Origin of the sequence: Arthrobacter sp. IK3 (assembly GCF_051337705.1) — a bacterium.
In the GTDB taxonomy this organism is placed as follows: domain Bacteria; phylum Actinomycetota; class Actinomycetes; order Actinomycetales; family Micrococcaceae; genus Arthrobacter_B; species Arthrobacter_B koreensis.
This window is the reverse complement of sequence record NZ_JBPPSW010000008.1, coordinates 42078-67746: the sequence shown is the minus strand read 5'-3', so window position 1 is coordinate 67746 and position 25669 is coordinate 42078. Positions and strand designations below refer to the sequence as shown.

Annotated in this window: 27 protein-coding genes; 9 read left to right on the top strand and 18 right to left on the bottom strand. The window is 67.5% G+C overall.

Translation table 11 applies throughout. The features are described from left to right. Nucleotides 1-54: 54 nt before the first annotated feature. The 5 genes from ACSLGO_RS11970 to ACSLGO_RS11950 all read right to left on the bottom strand — a co-directional run bounded on the left by ACSLGO_RS11970 (nt 55) and on the right by ACSLGO_RS11950 (nt 8120). Entirely contained in the window at nt 55-3546 is a 3492-nt protein-coding gene (locus ACSLGO_RS11970; RefSeq protein WP_436401188.1) for a DNA polymerase III subunit alpha, read from the bottom strand. 24 nt (nt 3547-3570) lie between these two features. Further along, nucleotides 3571-3882, bottom strand: a complete 312-nt coding sequence (locus tag ACSLGO_RS11965; protein ID WP_386887162.1) for a DUF6504 family protein — start codon at nt 3880-3882, stop codon at nt 3571-3573. Between the two features lie 191 nt (nt 3883-4073). Beyond that, on the bottom strand, nt 4074-5645 hold the full coding sequence (locus tag ACSLGO_RS11960) for an MDR family MFS transporter (protein WP_091604383.1): 1572 nt from the start codon (nt 5643-5645) through the stop codon (nt 4074-4076). Next, nucleotides 5645-7324: an MDR family MFS transporter gene (locus ACSLGO_RS11955; RefSeq protein ID WP_436401187.1), complete on the bottom strand. Its 1680-nt coding sequence runs from the start codon at nt 7322-7324 to the stop codon at nt 5645-5647. Before ACSLGO_RS11955 ends, ACSLGO_RS11960 begins: the two co-directional genes overlap by 1 nt. 208 nt (nt 7325-7532) lie before the next feature. Next, complete coding sequence (locus ACSLGO_RS11950; RefSeq protein WP_436401186.1) at nt 7533-8120, bottom strand: DUF2087 domain-containing protein; 588 nt, start codon at nt 8118-8120, stop codon at nt 7533-7535. 106 nt (nt 8121-8226) lie between these two features. Here ACSLGO_RS11950 and ACSLGO_RS11945 point away from each other — a divergent pair, with 106 nt between their 5' ends. Further along, nucleotides 8227-9528: a CoA transferase gene (locus ACSLGO_RS11945; protein WP_325787227.1), complete on the top strand. Its 1302-nt coding sequence runs from the start codon at nt 8227-8229 to the stop codon at nt 9526-9528. Between the two features lie 36 nt (nt 9529-9564). On the opposite strand, the gene ACSLGO_RS11940 is transcribed toward ACSLGO_RS11945, so the two are convergent. Continuing rightward, nucleotides 9565-9906 (bottom strand): chorismate mutase, encoded by a 342-nt coding sequence (locus ACSLGO_RS11940; protein WP_091604375.1) that lies wholly within the window; start codon nt 9904-9906, stop codon nt 9565-9567. A gap of 9 nt (nt 9907-9915) precedes the next feature. Then, nucleotides 9916-12207 carry an MMPL family transporter gene (locus ACSLGO_RS11935; RefSeq protein ID WP_436401185.1) on the bottom strand — a complete coding sequence of 764 codons (2292 nt, stop codon included), beginning with the start codon at nt 12205-12207 and terminating at the stop codon, nt 9916-9918. Between the two features lie 204 nt (nt 12208-12411). Between ACSLGO_RS11935 and ACSLGO_RS11930 the strand changes: the two genes are divergently transcribed. Then, a complete protein-coding gene (locus tag ACSLGO_RS11930) occupies nt 12412-12876 on the top strand; it encodes a VOC family protein (RefSeq protein WP_152274576.1) in 465 nt (154 codons plus the stop codon). A gap of 16 nt (nt 12877-12892) precedes the next feature. On the opposite strand, the gene ACSLGO_RS11925 is transcribed toward ACSLGO_RS11930, so the two are convergent. Next, nucleotides 12893-13675 carry an SOS response-associated peptidase gene (locus ACSLGO_RS11925; RefSeq protein WP_436401184.1) on the bottom strand — a complete coding sequence of 261 codons (783 nt, stop codon included), beginning with the start codon at nt 13673-13675 and terminating at the stop codon, nt 12893-12895. An 81-nt stretch (nt 13676-13756) separates the two neighbouring features. On the opposite strand from ACSLGO_RS11925, the gene ACSLGO_RS11920 reads away from it, so the two are divergent. The 4 genes from ACSLGO_RS11920 (at nt 13757) to ACSLGO_RS11905 (ending at nt 16944) form a co-directional block, all read left to right on the top strand. Further along, nucleotides 13757-14773: a bile acid:sodium symporter gene (locus ACSLGO_RS11920; protein WP_386887152.1), complete on the top strand. Its 1017-nt coding sequence runs from the start codon at nt 13757-13759 to the stop codon at nt 14771-14773. Between the two features lie 40 nt (nt 14774-14813). After that, the gene (locus tag ACSLGO_RS11915) at nt 14814-15086 is read left to right on the top strand and encodes a mycoredoxin (protein ID WP_091604360.1); all 273 of its coding nucleotides are present in this window, start codon (nt 14814-14816) and stop codon (nt 15084-15086) included. Nucleotides 15087-15217: 131 nt separating this feature from the next. Then, nucleotides 15218-16303, top strand: coding sequence for an S-(hydroxymethyl)mycothiol dehydrogenase (locus ACSLGO_RS11910; protein WP_091604355.1), 1086 nt, complete (start codon nt 15218-15220; stop codon nt 16301-16303). Then, nucleotides 16303-16944 carry an MBL fold metallo-hydrolase gene (locus ACSLGO_RS11905; RefSeq protein ID WP_263126943.1) on the top strand — a complete coding sequence of 214 codons (642 nt, stop codon included), beginning with the start codon at nt 16303-16305 and terminating at the stop codon, nt 16942-16944. Before ACSLGO_RS11910 ends, ACSLGO_RS11905 begins: the two co-directional genes overlap by 1 nt. 162 nt (nt 16945-17106) lie before the next feature. On the opposite strand, the gene ACSLGO_RS11900 is transcribed toward ACSLGO_RS11905, so the two are convergent. The 5 genes from ACSLGO_RS11900 to ACSLGO_RS11880 all read right to left on the bottom strand — a co-directional run bounded on the left by ACSLGO_RS11900 (nt 17107) and on the right by ACSLGO_RS11880 (nt 21366). Further along, nucleotides 17107-18153, bottom strand: a complete 1047-nt coding sequence (locus tag ACSLGO_RS11900) for a hypothetical protein (protein WP_325787219.1) — start codon at nt 18151-18153, stop codon at nt 17107-17109. Nucleotides 18154-18208: 55 nt separating this feature from the next. Then, nucleotides 18209-18862 carry a hypothetical protein gene (locus ACSLGO_RS11895; RefSeq protein ID WP_386887147.1) on the bottom strand — a complete coding sequence of 218 codons (654 nt, stop codon included), beginning with the start codon at nt 18860-18862 and terminating at the stop codon, nt 18209-18211. Nucleotides 18863-18973: 111 nt separating this feature from the next. After that, nucleotides 18974-19765, bottom strand: a complete 792-nt coding sequence (locus tag ACSLGO_RS11890) for a pullulanase X25 domain-containing protein (protein ID WP_386887145.1) — start codon at nt 19763-19765, stop codon at nt 18974-18976. Nucleotides 19766-19806: 41 nt separating this feature from the next. After that, entirely contained in the window at nt 19807-20577 is a 771-nt protein-coding gene (locus ACSLGO_RS11885) for a lipoate--protein ligase family protein (protein ID WP_436401183.1), read from the bottom strand. A 3-nt stretch (nt 20578-20580) separates the two neighbouring features. Then, nucleotides 20581-21366, bottom strand: coding sequence for a thioesterase family protein (locus ACSLGO_RS11880; protein ID WP_436401182.1), 786 nt, complete (start codon nt 21364-21366; stop codon nt 20581-20583). A gap of 188 nt (nt 21367-21554) precedes the next feature. Here ACSLGO_RS11880 and ACSLGO_RS11875 point away from each other — a divergent pair, with 188 nt between their 5' ends. Continuing rightward, on the top strand, nt 21555-22523 hold the full coding sequence (locus ACSLGO_RS11875; protein WP_436401181.1) for an aldo/keto reductase: 969 nt from the start codon (nt 21555-21557) through the stop codon (nt 22521-22523). Nucleotides 22524-22538: 15 nt separating this feature from the next. Here the strand turns inward: ACSLGO_RS11875 and ACSLGO_RS11870 are convergent, their stop codons facing one another. Then, on the bottom strand, nt 22539-23252 hold the full coding sequence (locus tag ACSLGO_RS11870; protein ID WP_325787213.1) for an SOS response-associated peptidase: 714 nt from the start codon (nt 23250-23252) through the stop codon (nt 22539-22541). A gap of 93 nt (nt 23253-23345) precedes the next feature. Here ACSLGO_RS11870 and ACSLGO_RS11865 point away from each other — a divergent pair, with 93 nt between their 5' ends. After that, nucleotides 23346-23690: a hypothetical protein gene (locus ACSLGO_RS11865; RefSeq protein ID WP_091604334.1), complete on the top strand. Its 345-nt coding sequence runs from the start codon at nt 23346-23348 to the stop codon at nt 23688-23690. Between the two features lie 33 nt (nt 23691-23723). Continuing rightward, entirely contained in the window at nt 23724-23870 is a 147-nt protein-coding gene (locus ACSLGO_RS11860) for a hypothetical protein (protein ID WP_176697574.1), read from the top strand. Between the two features lie 45 nt (nt 23871-23915). Here the strand turns inward: ACSLGO_RS11860 and ACSLGO_RS11855 are convergent, their stop codons facing one another. The 4 genes from ACSLGO_RS11855 to ACSLGO_RS11840 form a co-directional block, all read right to left on the bottom strand. After that, nucleotides 23916-24308 (bottom strand): VOC family protein, encoded by a 393-nt coding sequence (locus ACSLGO_RS11855; RefSeq protein WP_091604331.1) that lies wholly within the window; start codon nt 24306-24308, stop codon nt 23916-23918. Continuing rightward, a complete protein-coding gene (locus ACSLGO_RS11850; RefSeq protein ID WP_152274628.1) occupies nt 24305-24634 on the bottom strand; it encodes an ArsR/SmtB family transcription factor in 330 nt (109 codons plus the stop codon). Before ACSLGO_RS11850 ends, ACSLGO_RS11855 begins: the two co-directional genes overlap by 4 nt. A gap of 62 nt (nt 24635-24696) precedes the next feature. Beyond that, nucleotides 24697-24846 carry a hypothetical protein gene (locus ACSLGO_RS11845; protein ID WP_176697573.1) on the bottom strand — a complete coding sequence of 50 codons (150 nt, stop codon included), beginning with the start codon at nt 24844-24846 and terminating at the stop codon, nt 24697-24699. A 70-nt stretch (nt 24847-24916) separates the two neighbouring features. Beyond that, on the bottom strand, nt 24917-25618 hold the full coding sequence (locus tag ACSLGO_RS11840) for a uridine kinase (protein WP_436401180.1): 702 nt from the start codon (nt 25616-25618) through the stop codon (nt 24917-24919). Nucleotides 25619-25669 lie beyond the last annotated feature (51 nt).

Genomic DNA, 25669 nt, shown 5'->3' with positions numbered 1-25669 from the left:
CGTTTGTACTGGCGCTTGAGCACGGGGTTGCCCATGCAGCTACGGTGCGCGCCCTTACGATGTTATCCGCTGTTCTTCAGCCCGACCAACCGGCCGCGCGGCCGGCCTGCCCTCTTTCCGGAGCCGTGTCCGGGGGGCTTTCGCCGCCGCCCGCGGCAGCGGCAGGGACGCGGTGTCCGCCAGGTCCCAGGCCTGCAGCGCCTGCAGGCTCATGCCCCGCGGCCCGGTGCGCCGGGTCAGCCCTCGGATCAGCATCAGTTCGGTACCGAAGAGCAGCGGGCCGGTTTTCTCCTGCGCCTCGGTGAAGAAGGTGCAGTCCACGCAGCCGGTTCCGTCATCCAGGCTGATGAACACCACCCGGCGGCCTCCGCGCATCGGCGGGGTCTGGGTAGCCACCCGGATTCCGGCAACCAGGACCTCGGACCCGTTGCGCAGCCCCAGCAGGGATTCGGCCTTGGTTACACCCAGGGCCGCCAGCAGCGGTTCGTAGCTGTCCACCAGGTGGGCACTGACGTCGACGGCGAGCAGGTCCAGTTCGGTGCGGACCCGCTCCGGCAGTGTGGGCTCAGGCAGCTGCGGCACGAGGTTGGCCAGTTCGGTATCGCCCAGCGGAAGCGCCAGCTGCCCCGGTATCGGATCGTATTTGCGGGTTCCGGGTTTACCGGATGTTTCGGCAAGGTGCTGCAGCAGGTCCGCCCTGGTGCCCCGCGAACCGCTCTCCCGGGACAGCGAGTCGAAGGCACCCAGCTGCGCCAGCCGCTGCATCGAGGGCCGGGACAGTTTGGCGCGGGCACGCAGATCCGCCAGGGAATCGAACGGCTGCCCGGCGGCGATCCGCCGGACCTCCGCGGCGGAAAGACCGTAAATCCCGGCGAAACTAAGCCGGATCCCGAACCTGCCGGGGGTTGCCCTGCGCCCCGGAGCCGCCGTTAGGGGCGGAACCCATTCCACCCGGTACTGCTCGCCGCTGCGGTTGATGTCCAGCGGCAGGATGGGGATGCCCATACGCCGCGCTTCGGCCACGAGCAGCCGGCGCGGATACATGCCTGGATCGTGCTCGAAGATTCCGGCAAGGAACGCTTCGGGATGGTGTGCCTTTAGCCAGGCCGACTGGTAGGTGGGCACGGCAAAGGCGGCGCCGTGGGCCTTGCAGAAACCGAAGCTGCCGAAGGCCTTGAGTGTTCCCCAGACGTTGTCGATGGTCTGCGCGTCGTAACCGCGTTTTTGCGCCGCCTGCCGGAAGAAATCCTCCACCCCCTGTTCGGCAGCGGGGTTGCCCAGCAGCCGGCGCAGCTCATCGGCCTTTGCCAGCCCGCAGCCGGTGAAGACGTCGAAGGTCCGCAGCACCTGTTCGTGGAAGACCGTCACCCCGTGGGTTTCCGCCAGCACCGGGCGCAGCGATTCGTGCGGGTACACCGCCGGGGCCCAGCCGTGGCGGTGCTCCAGGAACGGCTGCACCATGTCGGATTTCATGGGCCCTGGCCGGAACAGTGAAATGTCGATGATCAGGTCATTGAAGTCCCGCGGCGCCATCTTGCCCACCAGCTCCCGCTGGCCGGGCGACTCGATCTGGAAGCAGCCCAGCGTGTGCGTGCTGCGGATCAGCTCGAAGGTGGGCTCGTCATCCAGCGGAACGGCATCCAGGTCGATCCGCCCGTCCTCGTCGATCCACTCCGGGCGGGGTTCGGTTTCTTCCACATGCTTTCCGGCCCGGGCTACGTCGTCTCCGCCGGAATGGACCCGAACCACCTCGTTCAGGGCGAACGCCATGGCGGACTGCATCCGCACGCCCAGCACGTCCAGCTTGAGCATGCCCATTGGATCCATGTCGTGCTTGTCGAACTGGGACATGGGCAGGCCCAGGCCACTGGGCTGCACGGGCGTGCGGTCCAACAGCGAGGTGTCCCCCAGGATCACCCCGCACGGATGCATTGAAATATGGCGGGGCAGCCGGTCCAGCCGTTCGGTCAGGTCCACCAGCAGGTCCAGCTGGCGGTTCTGCTGCACGGCCTCGGCCACGCCGCGCAGTTCGGGTTTCTCGGCGAGCGCCTCACGGAAATGGCTCGCCGAGAAGCGCCACAGTGCCTTGGCCACGGCGCTGACCTCCTCATCAGGCAATCCCAGGGCCAGGCCGGCGTCGCGCACCGCTCCGCGCGCCCGGTAACCGTTCTGCATGCTCATGAGGGTGACCCGCTGGGCGCCGAAGCGTTCAAAGATGCGGTGGTACACGTTGTGCCGTTCGGCGCTTTCAACGTCAATGTCGATGTCCGGCAGCGTGGAGCGGTCCCGGGAGAGGAACCGTTCAAATATGAGGTTGTGTGCCAGCGGGTTCACGTGGCTGATGCCCAGCAGGTAGTTCACCAGCGAGGACGCACCCGATCCGCGTGCCGCCGCTCGCACTCCCATGTCCCGGATCATGGTGGAGACTTCCGCGACAGTGAGGAAGTAGGCGGCAAAGCCGAGCCTCTCGATAATCCCCAGCTCGTGTTCCAGCCGGTTGCGCATGGCAGCTTCCGCGGCACCGCCCAGGTGCCCGAAGCGCCTGCCTATTCCGGCTTCGCAGCGTCCGCGCAGTTCCAGCACCGGTTCCGCGTCGATCCCGATGACCCCGGCTTCCGGGACCACGGGCTGCTTCCACCCCATGTCTGCTTCCGGGTCGATCCGGCAGGTATCGGCGAGCGCCTCCGTTCCGGCCAGCAGCTTGGCTGCCCCGGCACGCCCGTAGCCTGCTTCCTCGCTGATCTCCGCGGCGAGCGCTGCCATCTGCCTGCCCGTCTTGAGCCAGCCCTGCCCATTTGGCTGCAGGTCCTGCAGCTGCGCCATGGCGGTCAGGGCGCGTGCGGCGTCGAGCACGTCTGCGGTAGCGGCGCCGTCTTCATCCACGTAGCGCACGGCGTTGGTCAGCACGGCGGGGAGGTGCATTTCATCGGAGAGCCGGTACATCCGCACGGCGTGGGCCAGGCTCAGGTTGGTTCCCGGCGCGCTGAGGTGCGTGACTACCTCCACGGCGAGCGCCGCGCGCGGCATGACCGAGAGCCAGCGCCGGAACAGGGTGCGGGCCACGGCATAGCTGCGGCTGCGCATGGCCCGTCCCACGTCGGTATAAGGGCCCACCAGCACGGTCAGTACGGGTTCCCCGTCCCTGCCCAGTACCCGGGCTGCAAGCTGTTCGAGGGTGACGCCGGGCGGGCGTCCCGTACGCCCCTTGGAGGGAGAGGTTCCGGCATGTGCGTCGGAAATGAGCCGGCACAGCGCGTGGTAGCCCGCTCCCCCGTTATTCCCGTGGGCCAGGATGACCGCCCTGCCGGTCACCTCAGCGTCCCGGCCTTCCCCGTCCAGGATGGCAAGGTCCACCCCGACGATGGGATCAATGCCGGCGTCCATGCAGGCACGCAGGTGCTTGACCGTGCCGTACAGGCCGTCACGGTCCGTGCAGGCGAGCGCGTCGGCTCCGTCCGCTGCGGCGGCCTGGGCCAGCTCTTCCGGCCAGGACGTGCCGTAGTGGGCGGAAAAGGCCGTAGCGGCGTGAAGATGGGTGAAGCTCATGGCACGGTACTCACGGCACGCGCGCTAAGCGCTTTCCCGCAGGGCGTCATGGATCCGGATCAGCCGCCAGGTGTTGGAGGCAGTCTGCCGGGAAATGTCCAGGGTGCGCAGCGGCGAGCGCGGACTCAGGCGGGCCTGGACCCGCCAGATTTCCGAATCCACCAGTCCGGGGCCGTGTCCGCGCTCTGCCCGGGGTTCTTCCTCCCACCAGCTGCGGCGTTCATACCAGCGCACCGGGTTGGCTGCCACCTTGTATGTCCTTCCCTGCCAGATAAGGCGCAGCGGTATGCCCGCGGGTGAGCACACTACCTCCACCGCTTCACTAAAAAGTCCCATGGCTGCCCCTCGCTGTGCCTATTGCCGGTGTGGCCTTCGCCTGAATTGGATTGATGTCCGGCCGCTGCTCCGGACAGATGAAGCATCTCCCGGAACTGAACCCTATTCGAATATATATTCGAATCTCCAGTGTACGACTGCACTCTGACAATCCCCGCAGTGCCCTCTGGGAAGCTGGTGTGAGTTCGGATTTATTCTGCTGCTGCCTCCACCCGTGACTGTGTTGAGAGTGGAATCTCCCGGATAAACAGGCACAGCACCCCGCCTGCGGCAACCAGGGGAATGCTGAGCAGGAAGATGGGCGGCAGGGCCGTTCCGAACGCTGCTCCGATTGCCTGCTGCACCGGGCCGGGAAGGGACTGCAGCACCGCCGGAGTGAGCGAATTGATGCCTTCCGCGGGAAGCATCCCCGCAGCCCCGGCGGGGGCATCTGCAAGCTGGTCGGTCAGCCGCTGGATGAAGATGGACCCGAAGGCGGCAATACCGAACGAAGCACCGATCTGGCGGAAGTAGTTCGCGGCGGAGATGGCAGTGCCCATGTTCTGCTGCGGAACACTGTTCTGCACAATCAGCACCAGGTTCTGCAGCAGCGCACCAATCCCCAGGCCAAGCACAGCCATCCCGATCGCCGTGAACCAGTACGGGGTGTCCTGGGAAATCCGCGAGAGCAGCACCAGCCCGGCAATGATCACGGCGCACCCGGCGACGGGGTAGATCTTGTACCGCCCGGTGTGCGCAATGAGCTGCCCGGTGCCGATGGACGTCAGCAGGAGCCCGGCCATCATCGGCAGCATCATCAGCCCCGACTGCGTGGCGGTGGCGCCATTGACCATCTGCAGGAACGTGGGCAGGTAGGAGATGGTGGAGAACATCGCTATTCCGACGGCGATGCCCGCCAGCACCGGGATCAGGAAGTTCCGCATCCGGAACAGGCCCAGCGGCAGGATCGGTTCGCTCGCGCGCCGTTCGGCCCAGACGAACGCCGCCCCGGCCAGCACTGCGGCAGCGGCCAGGCCCAGGATCTGCGGGCTGCCCCAGTCATAGGTGGTGCCTCCCCAGCTGGTGACCAGGATCAGGGCCGTTGAGGCAACCGCAAGCAGCGCTGCGCCGGCGTAGTCGAGGCGCGGACGGCGCCCGGAGACCTTGGGAAGGTGCAGGGAGGTGATGACGACGGCGAGCGCGACCGCGCCGATGGGCACGTTGATGTAGAACACCCAGCGCCAGGACCACGAATCGGTGATCCAGCCGCCCAGCAGCGGCCCGCCCACTGAAGCCAGGCCGAAGGAAGCCCCGATCAGCCCCATGTAGCGCCCGCGTTCCCGCGGGGAGACCAGGTCTCCGATGATGGCCTGCGCGCCGATCATGAGTCCGCCGCCGCCGATGCCCTGCAGGGCCCGGAACGCGATCAGCTGGCCCATGTTCTGGGACAGCCCGGAGAGGACGGAGCCCAGCAGGAAGACGGCAATGGCGAAGATGAAGATGTTCTTGCGGCCGAACAGGTCACCGAGCTTGCCGTAGATGGGCAGCCCGATGGTCGCGGCCAGGATGTAGGCGGTGACTACCCAGGAGAGGTGTTCAAGGCCGTTGAGGTCCCCCACGATGGTGGGAAGGGCCGTGGCCACGATTGTCTGGTCCAGTGCCGCGAGCAGGACGGAGAGAACCAGGCCGGTAAACACCAGCACCCGCCCGCGCGGCGTTCCCTCGTCCTGGGTTTCCGTACTTCCGGCACCGACCGGTACTGCAGCATGTGCACCTGAGGCCATTAGTGTTGCGCCTCCCCTTCCAGTTGAACGCTGGCCGTCCTGGCCAGCGGTATTTCCCGAATAAAGAGCGTCAGCACGAACGCCGCCCCCAGGGCCGGGATACCCAGCAGGAAGACCGGAGGCAGGGCGGTTCCGAACGCGTCGGCAATGAAATCCCGAGCCGGCGCGGGCAAGGCCCGCAGCTGGTCCGGGCTGATGGAGTTCACTCCCTGGCTGGTCACTGACCGCACGGCGGCCGGGGCATCCGCCACCTGGTCATTGAGCCGGGAGATGAAGACCGATCCGTAGACGGCGATTCCGAGTGTTCCGCCGATCTGGCGGAAGTAGTTGGCAGAGGAGACTCCTGTGCCCATGTTCTGCGGCGGAACGCTGTTCTGCACAATCAGCACGACGTTCTGCATCAGCATGCCGATTCCCAGTCCCAGGACGAACATTCCCAGTGCCGTGAACCAGTACGGGCTGCTGGCCGAGATGCGCGAGAGCAGCAACAGGCCAAAAATCATGATCAGCGCGCCGGCAACCGGGTAGATCTTGTACCGGCCGGTGCGGGAGATGAGCTGCCCGGTTCCAATGGAGCTCAGCAGCAGGCCGGCCGTCATGGGCAGCATCATCAATCCCGAGTCCGTGGCGCTGGCACCGTTGACCATCTGCAGGAAGGTCGGCAGGTAGGAGATGCTGCCGAACATCGCCAGCCCGACGGCGAGTCCCACGAGTGAGCAGACGACGAAGTTGCGGATCCTGAACAGGCGCAGCGGAAGGATGGGCTCCTCGGCGCGAAGCTCCACCGGAATGAACACCGCGACGGCAACCAGCGCGGCCGCCCCGAGGCCAAGGATGGTTGGGGACGTCCAGGCGTAAGTGGTTCCGCCCCAGCTCGTAATGCCGACCAGTGCCGCGCTCGCAACGGCGAGCATGACGGCGCCGGGATAGTCCAGCTTGATGCCGGCAGCGCTGCGCCTGGGCAGGTGCAGGGACGTAATGATCAGCGCCAGGGCAATCGCGCCGAGCGGCAGGTTGATGTAGAAGACCCACCGCCAGGACCAGTACTGGGTCAGGTATCCGCCCAGCAGGGGTCCGCTGACCGAGGCGACGCCGAAGGCCGCACCGATCAATCCCATGTACTTGCCGCGGTCGCGTGCCGAAACAATGTCTCCGATGATTGCCTGCGCACCGATGATCAGCCCGCCACCACCAACTCCCTGCAGCGCCCGGTAGGCAATCAGCTCGCCCATGCTGTGGGCCTGGCCCGAAAGCGCAGATCCCAGCAGGAAGACCGCAATCGCGAAGATGAAGATGTTCCTGCGTCCCAGCAGGTCGCCGAGCTTGCCGTAGATGGGCAGCCCGATCGTGGACGTCAGGAGGTAGGCGGTGATGACCCAGGACAAATGCTCCAGGCCGTGCAGATCACCCACTATCGTTGGCAGCGCGGTGGAAACGATCGTCTGGTCCAGGGCCGAGATCAGAACCGCCATGATGAGGCCGCTGAACACCAGGGCAACCTGCCGGCGGTTATGCGGGGCCGGGGCTGCTGCTCCGGCCCGGCGCGGAGGCGCAGGCGGTGCGGGGACAGCCGGTGCGGAACCCGTTGGATAGGACGACGCCGGCGATCCAAGGTCTGTGGCGGCGCGTGCCCCGGGATGCGTGGCTTCGGCTCCGCGGGCAGTGAATCGAGCGGCCAATGACGCCTCCTAGGGAAGCCATACGCGGATGGTCCGGAACCAAAACCCACTACCCATTCGACGCCCGCAGTCCGGTCAAGTCAACGGTCCGCAGCGCGGTGCCCGGTTGCCGTGTGCTGCAGTGTCAGCTGCGGGACACGCCGTCATTCGCCCGCTGAGCGATGAGCCGGCACGCCTGGAGCTGCCTGGACAGGGGGCCGGTGCGCCGTCAGCCGGCAAATTCGATGCCGCTGGCCGGGCGCGGGGCCGCGAGCCAGTAGCTTGATCCGTCCGGGCTGCGCCGCACGATTCCCTCATCCACCATGGCTCGCCGGAACATGGCCGGGTCTTTGGTCAGGGCCGCCAGCCGCCCGGTGACTTCGGCTTCCGTCAGCCGGGCACGGCTGGCTGCAGGATTATCTGCGCCGCCCAGGACCCCGTGCCGGGAAAAGACTTCTCCGGCCAGATGGTGCAGCACTTCGAGGCGTTCGGTCCGTTTGGCCGGCAGGCTGCCCGAGCTCCCCGGCCCGAGGTGGCGCATGGGGGATTCGTCCCGGGGAGTCTGGTCCGCAGCGAGCAGGCGGGAGAAGACTTCCGGCACCGGGAACAGGCCGCCGTCTCCGGACCGGACCAGCCCCGCCTTTTGCAGGGCGTCCAGGGATTTGGCTTCAGCCCGGTCCAGGCTGTCCCGGAAGAGCGGTTCCCCCTTCCCGGCGGCGGTAATGATCCGTGCGTAGAGGTCCAGCCGGCGGGTATCTGCGAGCGCTGCCGCCACCGCTTTCCAGTGGGAGCTTCCTGCCGTGCCGGGATGGTTCACCTGCCGCGCCTTTCATGCCTGGTTTTTGTGCGGCCCCGCCCTGTCCGGGCTCAGGCCCTTGACGTAGCCTACTGCAACAGGGTCACGGACCGGAGGGGGCTGGAACATGGAGTCCTGCTACCCGGTGCGTGCCTTCGCAGCGGCGTCAGTGGGCGCGGCGGGCAGTGCAGTCGCGGAGCTCGCCTCCCGGCTCTCCGGGGTTCCCGTGCATGCCGGCACCAGCCCTGATCTTGCCCGCGCCTGGTTCGGCTCATCCTTCCGTCCCGCGGGCTGGGAAGTTCCTCCGCCCTGGGACCCGCTCTCGCGGGACTACCGGTGTGCTGACGGCTGGATCAGGCTGCACACCAATGCCCCGCATCACCGCCGTGCCGCGCTCGCCGTCCTGGGGCTTCCGGCCGACGCCACACCTGACACCGCTTCGGTGGCGGTTCAGGCCTGGAAGGGCGGCGAACTCGAAGCCGCCGTGGTGGAAGCGGGCGGCTGCGCAGCGCAGCTGCGGACAACGCAGCAGTGGCAGTCCTCCCCACAGGGGCAGGCCGTCAGCGCCGAACCGCTCGTCGGCTGGATCCGGCGCGCCGCACGGCCTCCCGCGGAAACCACCGGAACCCCGCTGCGGCCCCTGGACGGAGTTCGGGTCCTGGACCTCACCCGGGTCATCGCCGGGCCGGTTGCCACCCGTTTCCTGGCCGGGTTCGGCGCCCGGGTCCTGCGCATCGATCCGCCGGATTGGAACGAGCCGTCGCTGGAAGCCGAAATGACGGTGGGAAAGAGCTGCGCCCGGCTGGATCTGGGCACACCTGGCGGGGCGGCGAAGGTCCGGGAACTGATTTCCACCGCAGATCTGGTGGTGCACGGCTACCGTCCCGGTGCCCTCACCGGACTGGGGCTGGACGAACACCGCCTCCAGCAGCTGCGCCCCGGCGTCGTGACCGTGGCCCTCGATGCCTGGGGCTGGACCGGACCGTGGCGCGCACGCCGCGGCTTCGACTCCCTGGTGCAGACGGCCTCGGGGATTGCCGACGCCGGCATGGCCTGGTCCGCTGCGGATGCACCGCTTCCGCTGCCCGTCCAGGCACTGGACCATGCCACGGGATACCTTGCCGCCGCAGCGGCCGTGCGGGCGTGGACCCGGCGGCTGGACGGCGAGGTGTATGCGGCGAGGCTTTCCCTGGCCCGGACGGCAGTGGAACTCCAGCGTGCCGCAGACGCCCGCCGGCCGATGCCTCCCCCCTGGGAGTCTCCACCGGATCCAACCCCGGCTTCGCTGCCCCGGACGGCGGAACAGACCTGGTGGGGACCCGGCGAGAGACTGGCGCCGCCGCTGGCTTTCAGCTCCGCGGGACCGGTCCCTGTCATGGCATGGGACCTGCCTGCTGCCCCGCTCGGCTCGGCTCCCGCCGCCTGGTAGCCGTTCCGGCAGGCAGATGCACCGCTGTGCAGCCTGCTAGCTGCGGCTGAAGGCGTCCAGGCGTGCCTGTGTTTCGTCCTCGTGCCGGGTACGCAGTTCGTATTCGATGAACGCGTCAATCATGGCGCGGTAGGTCTTCTCCACCACCTCGGAGTCCTGTTCCTGCGCCTCGGCGGCTTCGCGGACGTGGTTGATGACTTCCTCAACCCGGCCCCGGGCGCGGACCTGGGCGTCGTCGTCCTTCAGTCCCCCGGCCAGCCGCACCAGGCGCTCGCGGCGCCAGATGAGGGCCACAATTTCTTCGTCAATCTCATCAATGGCCGTGCGTACGGCCCCAAGTTGTTCGGTCGTCGGGTCTGTTTCCACTGTTTCTCCCATGGGACAAGTTTACCGGGAGGCTGCTGCAGCGTCCTCCGCGGGGGCCTCCCGGCCCAGTTTCGAGGGCCACCAGATGCGCGGTCCAATGTCGTAGGACAGCGCCGGAACCAGCAGCGAGCGCACCACCAGGGTGTCCAGCAGCACGCCGAAAGCGACAATGAACGCCAGCTGCGCGAGGAACAGCACCGGGATCACGCCCAGCGCCGCAAACGTTGCGGCGAGGACGATTCCCGCGGACGTGATGACCCCGCCGGTAATCATCAACCCCCGGATAATTCCGTCCCTGGTGCCCAGGGCAAGGCTCTCCTCCCGCACCCGGGTCATGAGGAAGATGTTGTAGTCCACGCCCAGGGCCACCAGGAAGATGAACCCGTACAGCGGCACCGCCGGATCGGCACCCGGGAAGTCCAGTACGTAGTTGAACAGCAGGGCGGAGACGCCCAGGGTGGCCCCGAAGGACAGCATGACGGTCAGGATGAGCAGGAACGGGGCCAGCACTGCCCGCAGCAGCAGCATGAGCAGGATGAAGATCACCACCAGTACCACCGGGATGATGAGATTCCGGTCGTGTTCCGCGGCGTCGTTGGTGTCCACCGTGGTGGCCGTGGTGCCGCCCACCAGCACGTCCTGCTGCCCGGCCAGTTTCTGGCGCAGCTCACGGACCGTGTCCTCCGCCGCGGCCGAATCCGCGTTCTCGGTCAGGGTGGCCTGGAGCAGCACCTGTCCGTCCACTGTCTTCGGAGCCGCGTTTTCGGAACCGGGGATGGGCGGAACCTGCACGCCGGCATCCGTGACGGGCAGCGTCCCGGCCGGAGTGCCCTGAGCCACCACCGTGACGTCGGAAATCCCGTCGGTTTCCAGCACGGTGTCCGCCACGGACTGCAGCCCGGATTCGGGGGCCACGATCAGCACCGGGCTGCCGGACCCGGAGGGAAAATGCTTCCCCAGCGCCGCCTGCCCCTCCTTGGCTTCGGTCTGCCCCAGCACAAAATCACTCTGCGGCACCCCGGACGCGCGGAAGTCCACTACCGCCACCGCGGCTGCGGCCAGGACGACGGCGCAGATCAGCCAGGTGCGCCGTGAATGGTTCCGCACGGTGCGGGCAACCCCGGGCCAGAACCCGCGGGCCTGGTGGTCACGGTCCGGGTGGGGCGAACCGAACGCCGGGCGGCGCGGCCAGAACGCGGCCCGGCCAAAGACGAAAAGCAGCGAGGGAAGCAGTGTCATGGCCGCCAGGTAGGAGCACACAATTCCCAGCGATGCCACGGGCGCGAGCGCTTTGTTCGAGTTCAGGTCACTGAGCAGCAGGCAGAGCAGGCCCGCCACCACGGTACCGGCGGAGGCAGTGACGGGCTCGATCGTGCCGCGGAGGGCCGCACGGGTGGCGCCCCAGCGGTCTGCGTTGTCGCGCAGGGCCTCCCGGTAGCGGGCGACATAGAGCAGGGAGTAGTCCGTGGCGGCGCCGATACCCAGGATGAAGAGGATGCCCTGCACCTGCCCGTTCAGCGTTACTGCTCCCGCCTTCGCCAGCCAGTACACGGCCAGGATCGCCGCGGAGAGGGCCAGGATGGAGGTCAGCAGAACCAGGATGGGCAGCAGCGGTGACCGGTAGACGATCACCAGGATCACCAGCACGGCAACCACCGCCACGACCAGCAGGGCACCGTCGATTCCGCCGAAGGCCTGGGAAATGTCCGCCAGCTGCCCGGCCGGTCCGGTCACGTACCCAGTGAGCCCGCCGGGCAGTCCGTCCTTCGCCACTGTGCTGAGGTTCTCCACATTGTCCGCAGCGGCGTCGTCATCCGTGATGGGAACAAAGATCTCCGCCGCCTTGCCGTCCTGCGAATACTGTGCCGGAGACACGCCGCCGCTGACCCCCGGAGCCTCCGCGAAGGCCTTCTTCCGGTCCTGGATAAACGTGCGGTCGGCATCCGTCAGTCCGGAATCGTTCACATAAAGCACGACGGCGGGAATCGCCTCGCTGTCCGTGAACTGCGGCTGCAGCTCGCTGACCCTGGTCGATTCCGAGCTCGATGGCAGGTAGGAGGCCTGGTCATTCTGCTGCACTTCGCTGATCTTGCCGAAGTAGGGGCCGCCCACACCCCCGAGGCCGAACCAGATAACGATCAGCAGCACGGGGATCGCGATCCGCAGCCAGGCCGGCGGTCCGGAACTGCCGGTCCCGGCTGAGCCGTCCCGCGGCGGGCCGTCCCCGCCGCGGGGAACGGAAGTTGCGCCGGACACCGGGGAAGCGCCGGATCGCTCCGGCTGGCCGGAATGAGGGGGGATCGCTGTGCTCATGGGCCTCGTCCCATTCTCGCGATAGCGCGGGAGAAGACCGTTCCCGGACTCCGCTGCGCCCCTGGACGTGCACTGCCGCCTTCCATGAGAGCCCGCCCATACCGGCCGCGTCAACGGCCCCTGCCGGGAACACGGCCGCGCGGCGCGAAATCCGGGCAGGCAACCTACTTCGCTTACCGGGGTTTCGGTGGGAAGATTCCTTTCATGCAGCCCCAGTTGAGCGTCGTTACCCTAGGCGTGCGCGACGTTGAAGTGTCCCACGCCTTTTACAGCCGCCTCGGCTGGACCCCGGTGCAGTATGTCCCCGGGGAAGTCGTGTTCTTCCAGGTGGGACACGGAATCCTGCTGTCCTTCTTCCGCAGCGACCATCTGGCTGCCGAGTCGGGAGCCACCGGGTCCGCCAGCCTGGCACCGGTGACCCTGGCGCACAACGTCGGCTCCCCTACGGACGTGGATTCAATCCTGCATGACGCGGCTGCCGCCGGAGGCTCAATAGCTGCTCCGGGCATGCAGATGAGCTGGGGCGGCTACTCGGGGTATTTCACGGACCCGGACGGTTTCCGCTGGGAAGTCTGCCACAACCCCGGCCTCCGGGTTGCCGAGGACGGCACGGTCACCCTGTCCGTCCTGGACCCCGGGGACCCCGGTGCGGCACTGTCCGCCTCCTGACCTTCGCGCCCGCTTCCTAGAACAGCACGGCCCCGGCTTCGGTGCGGGGATCAGCGTCCGCGTCCAGCAGCCACGGACCGTCATGGCGCACGTTTCCGACCGCGGGACTGGCCGGTTGGATCATCCAGCTGCCTGCGGCGGCGTAGGCGTTGCCCAGGACGCGTGAGAGCAACCCGAGTGCTGCGGTGGCGTTCAGCGTCCCCGGGGCGATCCACGCATCCAGGTCCTGCCCGGACAGCGGCAGCGGCATCCGGTCATGGAGTTCGCCAAGCGTGCGCAGGGCCGGGTCCGCGCTGTCCGGCTCCGGAGAGGCGAGCGTGATCACGGAGGCGGAGAGCAGCCAGCGGTTCGGGTCCCCTGCCGCCAGGGCCGGATCCGCCCACCATTCATACAGCCCGGCGAACCAGTGCAGCCTTCCGTCGGCACGGCGCACGAAATACGGCCTGCGGGTACCGGCGGGTCCGGCCTGCCACTCGTAGTAGCCCTCCATGGGCACTGCGCACCGGCGGGCCAGGACCGCCTCGCGGAACGTTGGCTTCTCCAGCAGTGTCTCGCTGCGGGCGTTAAACGCCCGCACACCCACGGAGATGTCCTTCGCCCACCCCGGTACCAGTCCCCAGCGAGCCACGTGCACCTGGCGCACGGCGGCGTCGTCGATCACCCGTTCAAGCACCACCGGCACGTCCGACGTCGGAGCAACGTTCCAGGACTGGCGCAGCTCAAGGTTCGCGTCGGCCTCGGCTTCCGCTTCAGCCACCAGGTCACCGACTGCCCGGGCCATGACGTATCTTCCGCACATGGTTCCAGTCTGCCCTGTACGGGCGCCGGCCCCCGAACCGGCCGCGGCGGAGACGGCCTCCCGGGAGGATAGTCTTCAGGAATGGACAGCATGGCCGGCATCCGTCTCCGGGATGCACTCGAGCGGCACCAGATCAGCCTCTGCCTAGCTGCCCTCGCTGCAGGTTTCCTGGCCGGTGCGGCTCTTCCCGGCGCGTCAGCCCTGCAGGCCCTGATCAATCCAGCCATCGCACTGCTCCTCTACGCCACGTTCCTGGCGGTGCCGTTCACCCGGATCCGCGCCGGCCTGCTGGACCTGCGGTTCCTCGGGCTGCTTCTGCTGCTGAACTTCGTGCTGGTACCCGCGCTGGTTTTCGTGCTGTCCCGGTTCGTGGCGCACGACGCCGCGCTCCTCACCGGCGTGCTGCTGGTCCTCCTCGCTCCCTGCGTTGACTACGTGATCGTGTTTTCGGCCCTGGGCGGGGCGGACCACGGCAAGCTCCTGGCGGCCACTCCGCTGCTGATGATTGCCCAGTTGCTCCTGCTGCCGCCCTTCCTCTGGCTCTTCACCTCAGGATCGGTCGCCGGTCTCATTGAACCCGGGCCGTTCCTGGAAGCCCTGGTATTCCTCATCCTCCTTCCACTGGCAGCCGCGGCAGCTACCCAGCTCCTGGCCGGCCGCCGTCCGGCCTTCCGTGCGCTCGCAGCCGCCGGCAACGCGTCCATGGTGCCGCTGATGCTTGTTGTCCTGTTTACTGTGGCCGCCTCGCAGGCCCGCAGGGTACTGGAGGAAGGACTCTCCCTGGCCTGGCTGGTGCCCCTGTACGCGGTGTTCCTGGCCGTCATGGTCCTCGCCGGGGCGTTCACCGGCCGGGCGGGCGGGCTGGACTACGGCAGTGCCCGTGCACTGGCGTTCAGCGGAGCGACGCGCAATTCACTGGTGGTGCTCCCGCTGGCGCTCGCGCTGCCAGATGCCGGCGGAACCGCTGCCGCCGCCGTCGTCACCCAAACTTTCGTGGAGCTCGCCGGGATGGCACTGTGTATCCGGTTCATTCCGCAGCTCCTTCCCCGGCCGGCAGGACGTGCCGCCGGGGAATCAAACCGCCGGAACCGGCGTTGAGAAATCAGCAGAACACCCCGTAAAGAAGCAAGGAGCTCCCATGTCCGCCACAGCCGAAGCATTCACTCCCGACGCCGGAACCATCACCATGTTTTCAACCAGCTGGTGCGGGTACTGCCGCCGGCTGAAGTCCCAGCTGGATTCGGCGGGAATCGGCTACACCGAGGTGAACATCGAGGACACCGAAGGAACCGCCGAGCTGGTGGAATCCCTGAACGGCGGCAACCAGACCGTTCCCACCGTGATCTTCCCCGACGGCTCCGCTGCGACGAACCCCTCCGCCGCCGAGGTGAAGTCCCGTCTGGGCCTGTGACCTGAGCTTTTCTCCGAACCGATGCCGGGAGCCGCGAAAGTGACTCCCGGCATCGGCGTCCCTAGGATGGAACCGTAGCCCCGGAACGCCGGGGTGCCCCTGAGACATCACCCGAGAGGCAGCCCTCCCCCATGGTTCACAAGGTCCAAGCTGTAGTAGTCAAGGAAAAGAATGCCCCCGTCTCGCTGGAGACCATCCTGGTTCCGGATCCCGGGCCCGGAGAAGCCCTGGTGGACATCCTCACCTGCGGCGTCTGCCACACGGACCTGCACTACAAGCAGGGCGGCATCAGCGATGACTACCCGTTCCTGCTCGGCCACGAAGCAACCGGTGTGGTCTCCGCCGTCGGCCCCGACGTCACCGAAGTTGCCCCGGGCGACCGCGTGATCCTGAACTGGCGCGCAGTGTGCGGCGAGTGCCGCGCCTGCCGCAAGGGCCAGCCGCAGTACTGCTTCAACACGCACAACGCCACCCAGAAGATGACGCTGGAAGACGGCACGGAGCTTTCCCCCGCGCTGGGCATCGGTGCGTTCGCCGAGAAGACCCTGGTTGCCGCCGGACAGTGCACCAAGGTGGACGACGACGTCGATCCCGCCGCCGTGGGCCTGCTCGGCTGCGGCGTCATGGCCGGCATTGGTGCAGCCATCAACACCGGTGAGGTCAAGCGCGGCGAATCCGTGGCCGTGATTGGCTGCGGCGGTGTCGGCATCGCCGCCGTTGCCGGAGCCAAGCTGGCCGGCGCCACCACCATCATCGCCGTGGACATTGACTCGGCGAAGGTGGACCTCGCCCTGGCCAACGGCGCCACGCACGGCATCAACTCCCGCGAAGAGGATCCCGTGGAAGCCATCCGCGCGCTCACCGGCGGCAACGGCGCCGACGTCGTTATTGAAGCCGTGGGACGCCCGGAAACCTACAAGCAGGCCTTCTACGCCCGTGACCTCGCCGGCCGCGTGGTCCTGGTGGGCGTGCCCACCCCGGACATGCAGATCGAGCTGCCGCTGGCCGACGTGTTTGGCCGCGGCGGATCGCTGAAGTCCTCCTGGTACGGCGACTGCCTGCCCTCCCGCGACTTCCCGATGCTGGTGGAGCAGTACAAGCTCGGCCGGCTGGACCTGGATGCCTTCGTTTCAGAGCGGATCGGCCTGGGCGACATCGAGGAAGCCTTCACCAAGATGCATGACGGCAAGGTCCTGCGCTCGGTGGTGGAACTCTAGTGGCGGCCCGCATCGACAAGGTTGTCACTTCTGGCACCTTCAGCCTGGACGGCGGCACCTGGGACGTGGACAACAACGTCTGGATCATCGGGAATGACCTGCAGGTGATCATCATTGATCCGGCGCACGACGTCGACGCCATCGCCGAAGCGGTTGGGGACCGGGAAGTCATGGGCATCCTGCTCACCCACGGCCACGACGACCACATTCGTGCCGTGGCTGAGGCCCAGGACCGGTTCAGCGCACCGGTGTTCCTGCACGAGGCGGACCGGATGCTCTGGGACGCAGTGTTCCCGGATGAAGCACCCGATGACGTCATCGAAGACGGCGACACGTTCGAGATTGCCGGCGTCACGCTCGAGGCTCTGCACACCCCCGGGCATTCCCCCGGCTCGGTCTGCTTCCTGCTCGAGGACGAAGAAGGCAGCACTCCGGTGCTCTTCTCCGGTGACACGCTGTTCAGCGGCGGTCCGGGCGCGACCGGCCGTTCCTACAGCGATTTCGGCACCATCATCGCCTCGATCCGGGAGCGCCTGCTGACGCTGCCGGCCGAGACCGCGGTGAACACCGGGCACGGGGATTCGACGACGATCGGCGCCGAGGCACCGCACCTGGACGAATGGATCGCGCGCGGCCATTAGGCTCCCGCCCCCTCCCCCACCCCCGAAAGGGCAGTTACGGCTCGAATGAGGCTTCAAAGCAGCCGTAACTGCCCTTTCGGCGTGTCCGGAGGGTATCGGGGCGGAGCGGGATCAGGGAACTGTGTGAATCAGGGAACGGCGTGGATCAAGGTACAGCGTGGATCAAGGTACTTCTGCCGCCTGGACCTGCCAGCCGGTGTGGTCCGGGGTGGCCGTCCAGTTCACCGGGTCGCCGGCCGGGACCAGGACGTCCTTGAGCCACCAGGTCTCGGCGGGAGCCCAGCCGGCCAGCATGGTCTTCATGCCGGCGGCATCCAGTACGCTGCCGGCTGTGCGGAGGTAACCCGCGACGCTGAGATGGACGCCGTCGTAGTCCCGGGCAACCGCCTGCCAGTCCGGGATCGCCCAGAACCAGGTGTCGGCCTCCGCTTTCCCTGAGCTGACCGCCCAGCTGCGTCCGCGCGAACGCGTCACCTCCAGCGGATAGGCCGAGACCAGGTCCTGCCAGCTGCGCGCCTCCCGGATTTCGTAGATCCGGGCGTTTTCCGCCGCCCGGAGCGGATAGGTCCGCGCCATGTTCCACGGCAGCGGATCTTCCACCATCCGCAGCCCCGCCGGGCCGTTGCCGGGAATCGCCGGGGTGGTGACCGGAACGTCTGACAGCGCCGGAACGGACCACCAGCGGCCGGTCCAGGTGGCGACCAGCGGAGTGTTGCCTTCCTCGGCTGAAATCGACTCGCGCCAGCGCTGCAGTCCGGCGGCACTGCCGGCCAGGGTTGGCGGGTCCGTCCCGGGAACCGTGGTGCTGGCGATCCACTGGACGTAATACTGGGTCAGCGCGCCGGGGGCCAGCCACCACTGCGGCCGGGCACGAACGACGGCGACGGCTACCGGGATGAGCAGGTCCCTCACATCGGGTTCGGCCAGCACACGCGCAGTTTCCGACGGCGGCTGCCAGTAGGACGCGCCCTTTACGACGCGGTCCAGGCTCTGGAGGACTTGTGCAACAGCGATTTCGGGGCGGCTGGGAAGGGCCCTGAGCACCTGGAGCACCCGCTTGGATTCCTGCCCCAGGCCGCGGGGCAGCTGGTCGCTGCTTCCGCAGGAGAACGCTGGATATTGGGGGGCGAGTGACCGGGCAAGGTCCAGGCAGAGTTCCCGGCCGCGGGGTCCAGACAGCAGCAGCTGGGCGGCAGGAAGTTCTTCCATACATCCACGCTAGCAGTGGCTCCGGCTGCCCGGTGAGCGGTGCTCCTGGATTGGCTCAGCCCTTCCCCAAACGGGTTGCCGAACGGAGCACGGCCCGGTCCCGGATGGCCAGCATGGACCGCCGGACGGATGCCCAGTAGACGGCGTCGAGAGGAAGCGAGGTCAGGGCACCGGGACGCCGGAATCCGTACTGGAAACGGGCACGCACCACCAGCAGGGTCTGCCCGGGCCGCAGAGGTTTCAACAGCCAGAGCCAGGTGGACCGGCCGTCCCCGTTCGCCCACAGCATCCAGTCCCGGGGCTGGACTTCCTTGATCCGCAGGCGGTGCCCGGTTCCGGTGCTCAGCAGGTCTCCGATGTCCAGGTCCCGCAGCTGCGGGACGGCCCGGTCAGCTTCCCGCTGGTCCGGCAGGCCCACCCGGTCCAACACGAACCAACCGGCCCGGCCGTGCCCTATCCGGTTCAGGAACGGCCAGACGTCCGCCGCGGGTGCCGGAATGAGGATGCTGCGGGTGTACTGCAGCACGGGGCCGGTAAGGACCGCATCCCCGGGCATCCGCGGGCCGGCCCCCGGTTCGGTGCGCCGGCGCAGCGGCCGGACGAGCCGGAAGTAGACACCCGCGGCCGATCCTGCGGCCGCTGCGGCCGCCAGGACCCTGCGGTACGGCCGGCCAGCCGGGCCAAGCGCATCGCGCCAACCTGCCGCCAAAAGCCGCTAGCCCTGTTCCGGGATGGAGGGGACGTTCATGGGCACTCCTTCGCCGTTGCCGTGCCCCTGATGATAGTCCCGAGGCACCGGTGTCCGGCACCGGCTGCGCGGTTATAGCCCGTCGGGTTTGGTTACCACCGTGTGGGTCGCGTGGTCATACAGGAAGGTCACGGGCCCTCCCGCGTGCCCCATCTGGTAGTTGGCGCCGTCGAAGTGCGCGCCCTCACCGTAGTTCTCGTCCCAGCTGCGGTTCAGCGCAGCCTTGAACTCGTAGCTCCCCGCAGGCAGGTCAACGCTGAGTTTCCACAGTTCATCGCTGCGGTCGAAGCCCAGCTGGACGGCGTCGGATGAGGGATCCCAGTCCTCACCGCCGAGCGCGGAACCGAACGTTCCGGGCACTGCGACGGCGTTCGGCTGGGGGAAGGACGGTCCGTCGTAGTGCTCGTCGGCGTGCGCACCGTGGACCGACGCTGCCGGTTCGGCGGCGGCGTCGGAGACCACCAGGGCCTCCTCCAGCACGGCTTCGCTGTGCGCCTCTGCCTTTGTCACTGCCGTGACCGAGTGCTCGCTGCCGCTGAGAGCAGCGTGCAGGTGTTCAACATCGGGGAAGTCGGAGAGCGCGGAGCGGCCCTCGGAGGTGATGCTCCACCCGGCGCGGCCTTCCTTCAGGATCCAGCCCGCCTTGACCAGTTTGGTGCTGGCGGTAACCAGCGCCCGTTCGCCGCGGGCGACGCCGCTGGCCAGCAGCACCGCTTCAGTGCCTTCCAGCGGAACCTGTTCCAGTGCCTGGCGCAGCACGTCCGCCCGTGATGTCTTCTTCTCCGCTGACGGGTCCTGGCGCGCCAGGACTTCCAGGACGGCCTTGAGCCGCAGGGCAGTGTTCTCGACGCTCTTCTTAGGCAACGTGCGGGTCCTTTTCTTGAGGTGGCTTCCGCTGCCCGAGCCTAACGGGCCGGGGCAGCGGTTGGAAAGACGGTGGTCCCGGGCGCGGTGATCCGCTCCAGGTGCCGGGGATCTGCGGTGCGGAGCGCGGCGTACCTGCCGTAGGCGGCAAGAAGGGACGCCTCGGCCACGGCGACGGTGAGCCCGGGACGCAGGTCCTCGGCGGCCCCTGCCGTGGATGGATCCCAGTCCAGGCCCAGGGCGTCATACACGGCGGTAAGGACTCCGCGCAGCGGTGCGGAGTCCTCGATGACAACCACCGAGGAAAAGAGCCAGGCACCGGAGACTACGCGCTGCGCGGTACCCACGAGTTTGACCCGGGCTTCGGTTCCCCCGTGGACGCTGTACTCGCCCGGGCAGTACTCGCCGGGGATCTCGCCGACGCCTGCTGGTACGCCGGCGTGCTGCAGGGCTCCGGCGAGCAGCTGCGCGAAGTCAGCAAAGCGCGCCAGCGAGTGCCTGACGGCGTCGGCTTCGGGTTCTATGTGGTCAAGGACCAGACAGCCCTCGTGGTAGGCGGCCGCCCGCCCGCCGGCCTTGCGGACCAGGGGCTCGAAGCCCAGGTCCCGGCAGGCCGCGGCGGCGTCGGGAAATCCGGGCAGGCGGGCATCGCGCTGCCCGAAGGCCACGGTGGGACGCGGCTGGTAGATCCGCAGCGACGGACCCAGCTGGCCGCCGCGGGCGGCTGAGAGCAGGTCGAGGGCGTGCTGCAGGTCTCCGGCGGCGCCGAAGGATTTTTCCTGCCGGTAAACATCCAGCACGCGTGCTCCCACCGGTCAGTTCCGTCCCAGCGGACGGACCGTGAGGATCTGTTCGCTGCGTCCGAAGGGCCCGGACTCGTCGTGCAGTACCGAGGACGTCAGGCCGATTCCGTCCGTACCGAAACTGACCCGTGTATCCAGCCCGAGCCATTGTCCCGCAGGCCGGCGGTAGAGATGGATCTGCAGGTCCACGTTGGGGAACATCCAGCTGTCGCCTCCCGGCGGGACGCGCGCGGCAATGCCGTTGGCGGCGTCGACCAGGCCGAGGAGCCGCACTGTGGAAGGCGTCTGCACGCCGTCGAGCATTTCAAACGGCGAGCGCACCCACACCTGGCCGCGTCCGGGCCGCAGTCCCGGAACCGCCCGGAACTCGAGGCCGTTGATGAAGTCCCCCGGCCAGGCGGTCATGCCTTCGAATCCTTCAGCCTGCCCGGGGCCGGGCATTGGCTCGTCTTCCACAGCAGCAACCTCGGTGGTGTCTCCCAGCGCGAGGCGCCAGGCCGTGGCACGCACGGCTGTCCGTCCGCCGGCCGTCAGCTCGGCCTCCAGCAGTTCGATGGTGCGTCCGGGACGGATGACCTTGGTGGTGACATCAAAGACGCCCTGCGGGATGACGCCGAGGATTTCGAAGCTGACCCGTGCCAGCCGCATCCCGGGACGGGGATCGGCCTCTTCCAGGCAGTGCACCAGCAGCCCGGCTACCGGCGCCATATGCTGCTCGTCCTCGTTCCAGGCACCCTGCGTGTGATGGGTTGATTCGAAAGTCCCCTCACCCAGTGAGCGGTAGTACGATTCGGCCACTTATCCTCCCGGCGCGTCCTGGAATGTGCGTACTCAGGCTATCCTGCCCGCGGCCCCGCCACGGTGCCGGCACCTTCCCCGTGTCTCCGCGGCGGTGTTGAATGGCCCGTGGAGCAAACCTTGCATGAGCGGGCGACTCCAGCCTGACCCTTGCACCCCTGACCCTTCCACCGATGAACCGAGGAACCATGAAGTACACGCATCTGGGCCGCGCCGGCCTGCAGGTCTCCCGCCTCTGCCTGGGCACCATGAACTTCGGCCCCAAGACTCCGGAGGACCAGGCGCACGGCATCATGGATTCGGCGCGTGATTCCGGAATCAACTTCTTTGACACGGCGAACGTGTACGGCTGGGAGAACAAAGGGCTGACCGAGGAGATCATCGGGCGCTGGTTCGCCAGGGGCGGCGGACGGCGTGAGTCGACTGTTCTTGCCACGAAGCTTTACGGGTCCATGGGGCCGGGGCCCAACCAGACCTTCCTCTCGGCGCTGAACATCCGGCAGGCGCTGGATGCCAGCCTGAAGCGGCTGCAGACGGACTACATCGACCTGTACCAGTTCCACCACATTGACCGGAATACCCCGTGGGACGAGATCTGGCAGGCCATGGAAACCGCGGTTGCCCAGGGCAAGATCATCTACAACGGGTCCAGCAACTTTGCCGGCTGGAATATCGCCCAGGCCCAGGAAAGCGCCCGGCGGCGCAATTTCGCCGGCCTGATCTCGGAACAGAGCATCTACAACCTGGTCAACCGGTCCGTGGAGCTGGAAGTAATTCCTGCGGCGCAGGAGTACGGGCTGGGCCTCATCCCCTGGTCTCCGCTGCAGGGCGGTCTGCTGGGCGGCATCCTGAAGTCCCAGGAGGACGGTGGCCGGCGTGCGGAGGGGCGGGTCCAGGAGCTGCTGGCAAAGCACCGGGAACAGATCCAGGCGTATGAGGACCTCGCGGCTGAGCTGGAGATTGAGCCCGGGATCCTCGCCCTGGCCTGGCTGCTGCACCAGCCCGCAGTCAGCGCCCCGATCGTTGGTCCGCGGGTCATGGGCCAGCTCGACGACGCCCTGGCCGCCCTGGAGGTGGAACTGGATGACGGCGCACTGCGGAAACTGGATGAGATCTTCCCCGGCCATCAGCCGGCACCGGAGGACTACGCCTGGTAGATCCTTCCGCCGGACCTAGTCCGCTGCCGGTTCCGCGGGACGGATCAGCTGCGGACCGTTGTTCCTCACCGAGTTGACTTCGCTGGACACTACGCGCGGGGTGAGGACCGGTTCGGGAATCGCATCCAGCAGGGTCGCGATTGCCTCGGCGTCCGTCAGCTGAGGGTCCAGCCATTCGGAGTAGAGGTCCCTGGGCACCACCAGCGGAGTCCGGTCGTGGATGTGCCCGAGTTCGTCGGCCGCCTCGGTGGTAATGATGGTGACGCTGAGCAGCCACTTGCGCTCGTCGTCGTCGGGCAGGTTGGGGTCGGGCCAGAATTCGTAGAGTCCGGCGAAAGCAATCGGATCAGGAACCGTGGGGGAAAGGTAGGTCGGGATCTTTCCGTCCTCGGTCTTTTCCCACTCGTAGTAGCCGTCTGCGGGCACCAGCGCCCGTCTCTTCACCGCCGCCTTGCGGAACGCGGGCTTCTCCAGGATGGTCTCCCGGCGGGCGTTGATCATCCTGGATCCCACCCTGGGGTCCTTTGCCCACACCGGCACCAGGCCCCATTTGGCTGTGGCCAGGCGGCGCTGCGTGCCGTCCGGGCCGCGGCGTTCCGTGATGATGCGCACATCATCCGTCGGGGCTATGTTCCAGGACGGTCCCACGTCCTCCCCCACCACCTGGTCCGCCGCGAAAGCCGAAACCAGGTCCGACGTGGCCCGGGCCATCACATATCGTCCGCACATGGACAGCATTGTGCCGCACTTCGGCGGCGGAACCCAGTGCAGTCGTTCCTCGCCTGCCGGCTAAAAGATTCGAACGTATGTTCTACTTAAACCATGGATCCTCAGGCTGCGGCGCGGCTGGCGGCCAGGTATGCCAGGCGCGCGGAACCCATCGGGCTGACTCCCGAAGAACTTGATTTTGACCACTTTCCGCCCACCACGGCCATGCCCGCCATCCCGGTGTGGGCGTGGATCCGCTTTCCGGGCTGCGCAGAGCACGTTGCCGGCGAAACCTGCACCTGGTCAGCGAAAGCGGTCCAGGTGCTGTGGGAAGACGCCGGCGTCAGGCGCTCCACCTGGGTGTGGGCATCGGCGGTTTCCCGGCGCTCCAGCGGCCGGTCCCGGACCGCGCTTGGCGAAAGGACTCCGGCTTCGGGGAGTAAAAATGGAAGAACCTAGTTCCGGTTTCCAGCAGTAGAAAGGTCCAGGCACGTGAACGCCCCGTGCACCTGCATCCGCTCTGCCGATCCCGCAACCGGCCGGATCGGCGTCGCCGTCTATGACCCGTTTTGCCGCCAGCGGATGCACCGCATCAGCGGCTCCACCCTGCGCGAGCCTAGCTACGGTTCCAAGCATTAGCCTCCCGCCGGGTGTGTGAGGGCCCCCGGCGCACATCGAGCCGTCTCAGTCCTGGCTCATGGAGGCGATCTGCAGGAGATTCCCGCAGGTGTCGGAAAAGACCGCGGTGGTCACCGGACCCATGTTCGCCGGTGGCTGCGTGAATTCGACGCCGAGAGCCAGCATCCGCTCGTACTCCTTTGCCACGTCATCCACTGCGAAGGAATTGAAGGGAATCCCGTCACCCGCCAGTGCTTCCTTGAAGGGGGCCACGGCAGGATGCGAGCTGGGCTCCAGCAGCAGTTCGACGCCGCCCTCCTCCCCCGGATTCCCCACAGTCAGCCAGCGGGCGCCTCCGGCTGGCTGGTCCTGCCGCTTCTCGAATCCGAGAACACGGGTGTAGAAATCCAGTGCCTTTTCCTGGTCATCAACAAAGATGCTTGCCGTCACAATCCTCATGGCTCCGGTCCTTCCGCTTCGTTTCGTTCGGGTTGCCGCGGCGGCAGCGGGAGTGCCAGGGTGCCAATCCATCCGGCAACTCCCAGGGTCAGCGGCTCAGGGCAGAGGTGGTGCCGCCGGTAGCGGCCGTCTGCTTCCACCCTGACCAGTCCGGCTGATTCGAGGACCGCCAGATGCTTTGAGACTCCCTGCCGCGTAATACCTATTGCGTGATTGCTGATCAGCCGGACGCACAGTTCATACAGCGTCTGTCCCGCCTGGGATGCGAGTTCCTCCAGCAGGATCCGGCGGACCGGATCAGCCAACGCCCGGAAGACAGCATCCATGCAGACACCATAGGCAACCGGCAGGTTGCATGGAAGGGGTTGGCGGAAAATTCAGCGGGCGGCTAGGACTGGACGTGGTTCCGGCGGTGGCGGTGCTCCAGCAGCAGGCGGGCTCCGTTGAGGATCAGGGTCTCCACCGGAACTTCCTGTTCTGCGGCCAGCTCTTCCAGCTCCCGGCCCAGCTTGGGCGGGATGTACACCTCGACGTTCATGCGCTTAACGGTATCGCCGCTGCGGAGCCAGTCCGAACCGGGCACCTCTCCGGGTGCGCAGGCCTCCGCCTCAGCTGTTACCCCCGCCGGCATTCCGGAGGGACTGCGGCGGAGCCGGACGGACCAGCCGCGGCGCCGCGGCGTCGTTGTAATCCACCACCACTGACGCGGCAGCGCATGGATTGCAGGCCGCGAGGTAGATCTGCTGGCCGCCGACGTAGCGGCGATTCGACGGCGCCAGCGGGTCAGGATCGGCCCCGTCCCGGAGTTCCATTCTTCGGCAGGATGTTTCGAAAGACACATCCAGGAAAACCGTCGCGTCCCAGATGCCGGACAGTTCCGGCCGGTGCAGGAACAGTCCATCCACCAGCACCACCGCCGGATTGGGCGCCGGGAGTTCCGGACCGCAGACTTGGCGGTCGGAGGCCAGGTCGTGACTGGCCGCACGGTAGCGTCCCGAACCGCCCGGGCGCAGGGGCTCCACCACCAGCCGCCGGAAGGCAGCGTAGTCATAGGAGTCTTCGAAGAATCCGAGCGGCAATGCCCTGCCCTGCCGGTAGCGCTCGCGGCTGGGCCGGTGGAAACCATCAAGCGAAATCCTGATCACCGGCCAGCGGAGGCGGGCGCCCAGGGCGTCCGCGAAGGTTGATTTGCCCGCCCCATCCACCCCGTCCACGCCGATGAAAACCCTGCGTCCCGCTGAGGGTACCGGCAGCGCCGCCGCGACCAGCCGGAGTACCGAGTCCGCCATCGGCGTGAAAAGTGGTTCCACAGCACCGCACTCTATCTTCCGGACGGCCGCACGGTGCTAGTGTTGGGTAAT